General features: G+C 67.2%; 10 protein-coding genes. All 10 read right to left on the bottom strand.

What is annotated here, in order from left to right:
* On the bottom strand, positions 1-189 hold a 189-nt coding region (locus AB4089_RS17870; RefSeq protein WP_441410615.1), incomplete at its 3' end, for a hypothetical protein.
* A gap of 159 nt (positions 190-348) precedes the next feature.
* Positions 349-1,080, bottom strand: coding sequence for a maleate cis-trans isomerase family protein (locus AB4089_RS17865; protein WP_441410614.1), 732 nt, complete (start codon positions 1,078-1,080; stop codon positions 349-351).
* Between the two features lie 8 nt (positions 1,081-1,088).
* Complete coding sequence (locus AB4089_RS17860; protein WP_441410613.1) at positions 1,089-2,525, bottom strand: amidohydrolase family protein; 1,437 nt, start codon at positions 2,523-2,525, stop codon at positions 1,089-1,091.
* A gap of 27 nt (positions 2,526-2,552) precedes the next feature.
* Entirely contained in the window at positions 2,553-3,374 is an 822-nt protein-coding gene (locus AB4089_RS17855; RefSeq protein ID WP_441410612.1) for an aspartate/glutamate racemase family protein, read from the bottom strand.
* The gene (locus tag AB4089_RS17850) at positions 3,371-4,054 is read right to left on the bottom strand and encodes a GntR family transcriptional regulator (protein WP_441410611.1); all 684 of its coding nucleotides are present in this window, start codon (positions 4,052-4,054) and stop codon (positions 3,371-3,373) included. The genes AB4089_RS17855 and AB4089_RS17850 overlap by 4 nt, the downstream gene beginning before the upstream one ends.
* Positions 4,055-4,122: 68 nt before the next feature.
* The gene (locus AB4089_RS17845) at positions 4,123-5,520 is read right to left on the bottom strand and encodes an MFS transporter (RefSeq protein WP_441410610.1); all 1,398 of its coding nucleotides are present in this window, start codon (positions 5,518-5,520) and stop codon (positions 4,123-4,125) included.
* A 464-nt stretch (positions 5,521-5,984) separates the two neighbouring features.
* Entirely contained in the window at positions 5,985-6,365 is a 381-nt protein-coding gene (uraH, locus tag AB4089_RS17840) for a hydroxyisourate hydrolase (RefSeq protein ID WP_441410609.1), read from the bottom strand.
* Positions 6,362-6,859 (bottom strand): 2-oxo-4-hydroxy-4-carboxy-5-ureidoimidazoline decarboxylase, encoded by a 498-nt coding sequence (gene uraD, locus AB4089_RS17835; RefSeq protein ID WP_441410608.1) that lies wholly within the window; start codon positions 6,857-6,859, stop codon positions 6,362-6,364. The genes uraH and uraD overlap by 4 nt, the downstream gene beginning before the upstream one ends.
* A gap of 165 nt (positions 6,860-7,024) precedes the next feature.
* Positions 7,025-7,861, bottom strand: a complete 837-nt coding sequence (locus AB4089_RS17830) for an alpha/beta fold hydrolase (RefSeq protein WP_441410607.1) — start codon at positions 7,859-7,861, stop codon at positions 7,025-7,027.
* Positions 7,862-7,940: 79 nt separating this feature from the next.
* Positions 7,941-9,068 carry a phosphotransferase gene (locus AB4089_RS17825; protein ID WP_441410606.1) on the bottom strand — a complete coding sequence of 376 codons (1,128 nt, stop codon included), beginning with the start codon at positions 9,066-9,068 and terminating at the stop codon, positions 7,941-7,943.

The raw sequence follows: 9,068 nt of genomic DNA, 5'->3' as shown, positions 1-9,068 counted from the left end.
AATGTACTGGGCACGTTCGGTGCCCTGTTCCTGAATCAGGGTATCCAGGGACTCCAGCCATTCGGCGGTCTCTTCCGGATCACGATCAGGCAGCTGGTTTGTCAACCCGCTGAGGATATGGGAGGTATCTTCTCCTGCAGCCACGTCCACCTCACTCTTCATCATTGAATGGCGGCCAGTAATTTTCATTATGTGAAAAAACTTTCTTGCATTTCGAGATTATCTAGGCGGCAACCCGCGCGTCAAGGCGGCCGGACAGTCACAATCGGGTGCCACAGACAACGCGGAGTCGGATGCCGCCCATTCGGGGGTCCGGGATGGGCCGTACCTGACCCCGCGTTGCTTTTGTCAGGCCGAGGCGAGCAACCTGCCCCAGCGCGGGGAGAGCAGCGGGGCGCCGGCCATCTTGAGGCAGTGCCACAGGGTCACGGCCACCGAGTCGAGCACGGGAACGCCCATGGCCGCCTCGATTTCCTCCGCAATATTGGCCCCGTAGAGGTTGGTGCACAGGTAAACCAGCGCGTCCGGGTTCAATGCCGCCAGTTCCAGCGATCCGGGCCGCATTTCGGCGTCGGAGACCCGGGCGAAGGACTCATTGTCGCTCAGGCCGAGGAAGCGGTGGTCAAGGGTCTTGATTCCGTCCCGTTCGTACGACGCCACGATCTGTTCGTTGACGTCCTCCGTGTACGGGGTGAACAGCCCGATCCTCTCGGTGCCGAAGGACCGGAAGGCCTCCATGTAGGCCAGGGTGGACGTGGTGGCCGGAATGCCCGTCGCGTCATGGATGTCCCGGACGAGCTCGCGGTCGTGGCCGGCGCCGAGCCAGGAGCCCGAGGTGCCGTTCCACGCGATGACGTCAACGTCGGCCGTCGCCAGGATCTCGGCGGCGGCCCGCATCACCGAAGCGTCGAACTGCTTGTCGGAGGAATCATCCAGGGCGATCCGCGTTACCTGGATCCTGGCGAAATGGATGGTCACGTCGGTGCGGTCGCCGAGGATCCGGTAGCTTTGCGGTTCCAGGCAGGTGTTGGAGGATGGCACGATCATGCCGATGCGGGTGGGGCGGGTTGCGGAAGGCATGGGTGCTCCTAGAGTGCAGCGGGGTAGACGGAAGCGGGGACGGCGGCGGCAGCCTGGTGTTCGCGGAAACCGTTGCGGGCCACGAAGCGGCCCGTGGGGCCGGGATCATGGAAGCCGGCGGCGTCCAGCACTATGCGTCCGGCGGACACAACGACGGCGGGCCAGCCGGTGAGCGTCCGGCCATCGAACGGCGAGAAGTCCGTCCCCATGTGCAGGGCGGCGCCGTCCACGGTGCGTTCCTTGGCGGGATCAAAGACGACGATGTCGGCGTCGTACCCCGCCGCGATGGTTCCCTTGCCCGGCAGGGCATTGATCCGGGCCGGCCCCGCGGCGAAGACTTCCACGAAGTCTTCCACCCGGGCGCCGCCGTCGGCGTCCATCATGGCGGTGAAGGTGACCGGCATGCGCGTTTCCACTCCCGGCAGGCCGTGCGGCATGGCACGGATGTCATCGGACCGTTCGCGCTTCTGCGCGAGGTCGTAGCAGGAGTGGTCCGAGGCCACGGTGTGGATGGCGCCCGCGGCAAGCCGGTCCCGCAGCGCCGCGACGGTCTCGGGGCTGCGCATCGGCGGGCAGCAGGCGTACCACTCGGGGAAGGACGTGCCGTAGACGGTGTCGTCCAGGGTGAGGTAGTGCGGGCACGTCTCAGAGAAGGCGTCCCGTCCCTGGCTGCGGGCCTCGGTGACAAGGTCCACGGCACCCGGCGTGGACTGGTGCACGAAGTAGACGGGCGCGTTGGTGTATTCGGCCATCGCCAGGGTCTCCTTGACCGAGATCTCCTCCGCGAGTTCGGGCCGGGTGCGGTGCAGGTGTTCGATGCCGATCCGGCCGTCGTCCGCGTGCTGCCGGGTGCAGTCGGCAATGATGGGATCGTGTTCGGCGTGGATATAGGTGAGGCCGTCCAGCCGGACCATCTCGCGCATGACCTTCAGGATGGTGTCCCCGTCGGCCATGGTGGAGCCCCGGTTGGTGGTGTACATCTTGACGGACCGGACACCTTCGGCGGCGAGCTGTTCGAGCTGCCAGGGCACGGTTTCGTCCCATTGGACCACCGAGCCGTGCAGGGCGACGTCGCAGCGGGACTCGCGTGCCAGTTCCTTCTTGTGCAGGACCGCGGCCAGCGGGGTCTCGCGGGCGTCGCGGGGGATGCCGAAGTCGATGATCGTGGTGGTGCCGCCCCAGAGTGCGGCGGTGGAGGTGGTCCGGTAGTCATCCAGGGTCCGGAACCGCCCGGTCACCTGGGCGACGTGGCAGTGGCCGTCCACGCCGCCGGGAATCACCAGCTGGCCGGTGGCGTCGATGGTCCTGGCGGCGGCGGGAACGGGCTCGGCAGCGTCCACGAGCTGGACGACCTTCCCGCCGTGCACCACGACGTGGGCCTCCTGGCGGCCGAAACTGTTGACCACGGTGCCGTTGGCAATGACAAGGTCTGGGGTGTGGGACATCGTTGTCCTCCTTCGGGGAAAAGTTACTTAGTGGGTGGGTGTGGTCGCCAGCGCGGCCTGCTGCGCCGTCGTGAGGGCGGCGTCGAGGGTTGTCGATAGGCCCTTGCGGGCCTTGACCGGCGGGGGCGCGAAGGCGCCGGCCCGGTGCGGCCCTGACTGGAGGTTGACCACGGACTGGGCCATCTGGATGCCCGCGGAAATGCCGTCCACCACGGGGACGGGGATCTGGCCGGCAAGCTCGCGGGCCAGTCCGGCGAGCGGCGCGCCGGCGAGGATCACGACGTCGGCCCCGTCCTCGGTGACCGCCTGGCGGCTGAGTGCCAGCAGGGTCTCCTTGAAGTCCTCCTGGACGGAACCGATCCCGTTGAGGGCCTCGTTGATGGAGCGGATTGAGGCCAGCCTGCCGCCGAGCCCGAACCGTTCCACGCAGTCCTGGTACCAGGGGCGGATCCGGTCGGAGATGGCGATGATGGAGAACCGGTGGCCCTGCAGGGCGGCGGCGCACAGGGCCGCCTCGGTGATCCCGATGACCGGAACATCGGCCAGTTCCTTCAGCGCGGGCATGCCGGGGTCCCCGAAGGCGGCGACGACGACGCCGTCGATGCCGCCGCCGGACGTGCTGCCGCCGGATGTGCTGCCGTCGGACGCGCTGCCGGTGTACTCGGCGATGATCTCGGCGACAGCGCCGGCGGCGATCAGCGCTTCAAAGCGGGTTTCGATGTATTCGACGCCGTGGCCGGCGGTTCGGACCACCAGTTCGGTTCCGGGCGAGGCGGAACGCCGGGCTTCGGATTCGATCAGCGCGGTGACGTCGCTGCTGATGTTGGGATTGATGACAAGGAGTTTCATTTCTTCTTCCGATGAAGGTCGGGTTCCGTCCGGCGGAAATTATCCGGAAACTGTTCCCGGTATTTGTCGATGTGCGACGCCGACTGGGTGGCCGCCCGGTCCGGGTTCCCGCTGGCGATCGCGGCGTAGAGGGCGCGGTGTTCCTCGATGAGTTCGGGGAGGTCGCTCACGTGCCGGAACAGCCAGTGCATCCGGCCCTGGAGGGGTTCGAGCGCGGATTTGAGGAATCCGTTGTCCGCGATCCGGGTGATGGCATCGTGGAATTCGCTGTTGGCCCGGTGGGCGTCCATGATGGCGCCTTTGGCCAGGGACGCCTCGGCCGCGTCCAGCAGGGCTTTGAGGTTGCTGAGGTCTTCCGGGGTGGCGCGGGCCGCGGCCAGCCGGCAGGCCAGCACTTCGAGCGACTGGCGGACATCGAAGAGATCCTCGACGTCCTTGGCACTGAGCGAGCTGACTTCGGCTCCGCGCGCGCCGCGGTCGCTGACCAGGCCTTCCTGGCGCAGCATGCGCAGGGCTTCGCGGACCGGGAGGCGGGAGACGTTGAATTCGGCGGCGAGGTCGCGTTCCACCAGCCTGGTGCCGGGAACGTAGTGCCCTTCGAAGATCCTGGTGCGGAGGGTGTCCCGGACGGCCTCGCGGAGGGGGCGTTCCTTGTCCTGGGTTTCGTCTGCGGTAGGCATGGTGCTCCATTTCGGGTTCTTGTGGCACTGCGTTCCCGGCTCCGGGAACAGGTGTTGCGTGGCCTAGCTTAGACAGGGAGCCGCTTGTTGTAGTCCAGCGTCAGCACGGAGGCTCCCATGATGATCGCCGATCCCACGAAGTACAGCAGCGCCCAGGTGTACGAGCCGGTGGCGCCGACGATCAGTCCGACGGCGATCGGGGTGACGAAGCCGGAGATGTTGCCGCTGAAGTTCATGGCGCCGCCCAGGACGCCCGCGTTGGTCCGGCCGCCCAGGATGGAGGGGATGCTCCAGAACAGGCCCACCCAGCGCAGGAAGAACATGACGACGGCGAGCAGGACCACCGCCGTCGTCGGGTCCGCCACGACGGTGACGCCGACGAGGCCGCCGATCACGACGACGCTGGAGGTGCCCAGGAGGGTGCGCATGACGCGGTTGGCCGAGGCGCCGGCTGCCCGCCACTTGTCGGCGATGGTGCCGCCGAGGATTTCGCCGACGAACCCGGCGCCGAAGATCACGAACGTGGACCAGCCGATGGTCTTCAGGTCAAAGCCCTTGGCCTGCGCCAGGTAGAGCGGGCCCCAGGTGAGCAGGCCGTAGAAGACCCCGTTGAAGCCCAGCCAGCCGAAGCACATGGCCCAGAAGGAGCGGAACTTCAGGTAGGGGAGCAGGGCGCGCTTGCCCTTGCTGCCGTCGAGCTCGGCTTCGGCGTCCTCGGCGGCGTGGGAGGCCTCGATGTACTCGGCCTCGGCGTCGTTGACTCCGCGGTGCTGGCGGGGGTTGTCCCGGACGTACCACCAGACGGCGAGGCCCATGAGGACCGTCGCGGCGCCGGCGATGATGAAGGCGGTCCGCCAGCTGCCCGTCGAGGCGATCAGTCCGGCGATGAGGATGCCGCCCAGCCCGGCGCCCAGCGGGGCTCCGGCGTCAAGGATGGTGGCGCCGCGGCCGCGCTCGGACTTGTGCATCCAGATGGCGTTCAGCTTTCCGCCGGCCGGCATGACCCCGGCCTCGGTGACGCCGATGCCCAGGCGGGCGATGAACATGCTGAGGAAGCCTCCGGCCAGGCCGGAGGCCGCCGTCGCGGCGCCCCAGCCGACGCAGGACGCGGTCATCACCTTGCGCGGACCGAACTTGTCGATCAGCCAGCCGACCGGGATCTGCATGAGGGCGTAGGTCCAGAAGAAGGCCGAGAGCAGGAGGCCCACGAGCTCCGGGGCCATGTTGAATTCCTTCTGGATGATGGGCAGGGCGACCGAGATGGAACCCCGGTCGATGTAGTTCACGGAGACGAGGACCAGCAGGAGCAGGAACATTTTCCAGCGGACCTTGGTGCGCCGTTGCACGCCGTCCTTGGAGCCTGCGCGGGTGGGTCGTCCTGCGGTTTCGGTACTTGCGACGTCGGTGCTGGGGGTTTCGGTATCTGGGGTTTCGGTATTGGCGGTTTCGGTATTTGGAAGAGACACAACTTCTCCTTGATAGAGAGGAAAAATGCCGGCGAGTGATGCGGGAGGGTTCGTTTCGCGGCCAGGGTGCTGGCCTGAGGTGCTGGCGTTGGGTGCTGGCGTGGGGGCGTCCCGTGTGCGGGCTGCCGAGTGTTGATAGAGGGGGCTGATATCAGCGCTGACATCAGTCCGATGATCAGGTGCGGATCAGGTGCGGATCAGGTTCAGATCAGGTGCGGAAGCCGGGGCCCGGCAAGCTTGCTATTTTGGGATCCCGTTTTGGGATCCCAAAATTGAGAATAGAAGTGACGCGGAGCACTGTCAAGGGGCGTGGGCCGGCGGGGCCTGTTCGCGGGAAAAATGTCGATTGTGACTGGCCTGGGTCTCCTGGCGCAGAGCGCATGCGCTATCAGATCGGGCTGCCCTGAAGCCTTCAGGGCAGCCCGATCTGACAGAGCAACGTGGGGTCCGGCGGCGGCGCCGGCCTAGCTGCCGCGGTAGGTGGAGTAGGCGAAGGGGCTCAGCAGGAGCGGCACGTGGTAGTGCGGCTGCGCCTCGGACACCGCGAAGGTCAGCGTGACTTCGGGGAAGAAGGTCTCGGTCCCGGCGGCGGCGTAATAGGTTCCGGTGTCGAAGCCCAGCCGGTACGTGCCGGAGCCCAGGCGTTCGGGGCCGAGGGCCTTGACGCGCCCGTCGTCATCCGTGGCGCCGGCCGCGATCCTTTCCCAGCGTTCGCCGTCGAGCTTGTCCAGGGTGACGGCGACGCCGGCGGCGGGCTTGCCGGAGCCGGTGTCCAGGACGTGCGTAGTGACATGGGATATGGCGGAGGGATTGCTGGCGGGGGGAGTGCTGGCGGAGGTGCTCATGCGCCGATCAGTCCTTCGATTCGGAGTACCGCGATTTCGCGCAGCTGCTGGCCGATCACCACTCGTTCTTCTTCGGGGGTGTGGGCGAGCCGGGCGTTGAGGGCAGCCAGGATCTCCTCCCGGCTGCGTCCGGCGGCACGGATCAGGAACACCTGGCCGAATTTTTCCTCGTAGCTCTTGTTTCCCGCGGCGATGGCCGCCGCGACGGCGGGATCCGGGATGCCCAGGCCGGCCTGCTCCGACTGGGAGAGCCGGGCCTCCGTGCTGTTGCCCGCGGCGCGTTCGCCGATGCGGGGATGGTGGGCCAGGGCTGCCTCCACCTCGGCGTCAGTGAACGGTTCCGCCGCGCGGCCGGCGGTCCCGAACAGGCTTTCGGTGCTGTCGAAGGGCCGGGAATCGACGATCTCTTCGATCCACCGCCCAATGTCCAGGCAGGGACGCAGGGCCGCGGCGGCCTCTTCGCGTCCGGCAGCGTTAAAGTCTTCCAACAGCATGTGCCAGATCCTTTGTGTCAATGCTGGCATCCACGGCGTAGGCTATACGAACGAGTTTTTCAGACTGTATCCGTATCGTGGAACTGTTATTTCAGCATATGCAAAAAATTGAACCGTACCCTGTGGCGGGTGTCAACCGGAAGACGGGGCCCGGGTGGGCGCCGGCTAGCTCCGCAGGAACCGCAGCAGCACCTCGTTGACCTCCGCGGCGTGCGTCCAGAGCAGGCCGTGCGGGGCGCCGTCGATCTCCACGTATTCCGCACTCGGCAGCGCCTCGGCGAACCGGCGGCCCGCGACGTCGATCGGCAGGATGTTGTCCGCCGTGCCGTGCACAATCAGGGCCGGGACATCGATCTTGGGGATGTCGGCGCGGAAGTCCGTCAGCCAGGTGGGCTGCGCTGCCACCGATGCCGTGGGCCCGGACTTTGTGGCGAGGTTCCATCCGGCATGCATCACTTCCTGGCTCAGCCGCGGGGTGCCGAGGAAGGTCTCGCTGTTGTAGAAGTTCTTGAAGAACTCTGTGAAGAAGGCGTACCGGTCTGCCGTCACGGCTTCCAGGAGCCCGTCGAATACCGACTGCGGGACGCCGCCGGGGTTGTCCTCGGCCTGTAGGAGGTAGGGCTCCAGCGAGGCCAGGAATGCGGCTTTCGCGACCCGGGCGGAGCCGTAGGTTCCGAGGTACCGGCCCACCTCGCCGGTACCCATCGAGAAGCCCACCAGCACGACGTCGTTAAGGTCCAGGTCGCTCAGGAGCGTGTTCAGGTCAGCGGCGAACGTGTCATAGTCGTAGCCCTCGGTGGGCTTGCTGGACTGCCCGAAGCCGCGGCGGTCGTAGGTGATGACCCGGTAGCCCGCGCCGAGGAGGGCCGTGGTCTGCTTTTCCCAGGACGAGCCGTCCAAAGGGTAGCCATGGATAAGGACCACGGCCTGGCCGGATCCGTGGTCCTCGTAGTAGAGCTCGACGTCTGTGCTGTTTTCGGTTCCAACCTTGATGTAAGCCATGCCAGCGGTCCTCCCGGTGCGGTGCCGTGCGAAACAGTGCTGTGCGAAGCCCTGCGAAACAGTACGGTGCAGGGTGCAGTCAGTACGTGTGCCCCACTCTAGCGGCCGGGATCCCCGCCGCCAGTGGCTGTTCACCATCCGGAACAAGGAACTCCTCCGCCAGGGCGGCCCACTGCGGCCGGAAGGAATAGAGGCAGCCGAGCCGCAGCCGGGTGGTGCTGGCGTAGGCGTCGAAGCGGACGGGGGTGACCCGCAGTTCCTCGGCAGTGGCGGCGACATGGTGGAGGGCGGTTTGGTATCTTTCGGCGGTCAGGCGGTGTTGGCGCAGGCGCAGCTGAAGGTGCACGGCAAGGTTGGCGAGGTCGGCGGCGGCCTCGGCACGGCCGGCTTGGTCGAAGTCCAGCAGACCGAGGGGAGTGCCGGGGCCTGCGGTGAATATCTGCTTGTCATGGAGGTCACCGTGGGACCACGCCAGCGGATCCGGATCGGTCAGGAGCAGCTTTTCGGCGGCCTGTCCCGCGGCCACGAGTACGGCGGTGCGCTGCGCCTGGGAGGCCGCAACGTCCCGGGTGTGCACGAGCCAAGGGTTCACGATGCGCCGCAGGTTTTCCAGTTCGACGGCGGCCGGCTGGGACGGGAGCGCCTCGAGGGCCGGGCGCTGCGCCGAAGTCCGGGCCAGGGAATGCTGCCGGACCCAGGCCCGGGACCATTGCTGCCAGGCCATCTCGAACTCCGCATCACTGACCGCGGGGTCGTTTCCCAGCTCGAACAGGGAACGGCCGGGCAACGCCTTGAGCGTGAGGCAGCCCTGGCTGTAGGAGACTATTTCCGGGGTGAGGAAGTCCTCGGCGCCGAGGAGCTCGTTCATCCGGGCGTGGCGGCCCGCCGCTTCGTCGGCCTGGCGGATCCGGAAAATCTTGAGGTAGTGCTCGCCGGCCCTGACCACGGCCCGTTTGTGGGCCCGGTGCACCACCACCACCCCCAGCGGCGACACGAGCTTCAGGGCCGGGAGGCGCCGGTCTCGCCCGTCCTGCAGGAGCTCCAGCTGCCCTGCCCGAAGGTGGCCTGCCCGGACCCCCGCCCGGCCAGGGGCCGCCAGTTCCAGGACATACTCCTCCGCGGAGTCGCCGGGCCAGGACCGTACGACCTCCCACTCGGTGTTGTCTTCATCCACGACGGCGGCCGGGACGGGCGGGTGCCAGCCCAT

It is taken from the genome of Arthrobacter sp. 2MCAF15 (assembly GCF_052115605.1).
Taxonomy (GTDB): domain Bacteria; phylum Actinomycetota; class Actinomycetes; order Actinomycetales; family Micrococcaceae; genus Arthrobacter.
The sequence above is the reverse complement of the archived record's forward strand: the minus strand, read 5'-3'. Positions and strand labels throughout refer to the sequence as shown.